Annotated in this window: 1 protein-coding gene; it reads left to right on the top strand. The window is 45.5% G+C overall.

Annotated elements, in window-relative coordinates:
• On the top strand, positions 1 to 550 hold a 550-nt coding region (locus tag R8N49_RS29640), incomplete at both ends, for an AAA family ATPase (protein ID WP_318190762.1).

Raw genomic sequence — 550 nt, forward strand, 5'->3', positions numbered from 1 at the left:
AAGGTCCAATCCTTTGTCTTGTTGGTCCTCCAGGCGTGGGTAAAACATCGCTTGGCCGCTCAATTGCATCTGCTACTGGCCGTAAATACGTACGTATGGCCCTAGGTGGCGTGCGTGATGAAGCAGAGATTCGAGGCCACCGTCGTACTTACATTGGTTCATTGCCAGGTAAGCTGATTCAGAAAATGTCGAAAGTTGGTGTGAAAAACCCTCTCTTCCTTCTGGATGAAATCGACAAAATGTCTTCAGACATGCGTGGTGACCCGGCTTCAGCGTTGCTTGAAGTATTAGACCCTGAACAAAACAACTCATTCAACGACCACTACCTAGAAGTGGATTACGACTTGTCTGATGTGATGTTTGTTGCAACGTCTAACTCGATGAATATTCCTGGTCCGTTGCTTGATCGTATGGAAGTGATTCGTCTATCCGGTTACACCGAAGATGAAAAACTAAACATTGCGAAGCGTCACCTTGTTGAAAAACAAGTGCAACGTAATGGCTTGAAACCAAACGAGATAGTCATCGAAGATTCAGCAATCATCGGTAT

It is taken from the genome of Vibrio sp. 1978 (genome assembly GCF_033344345.1).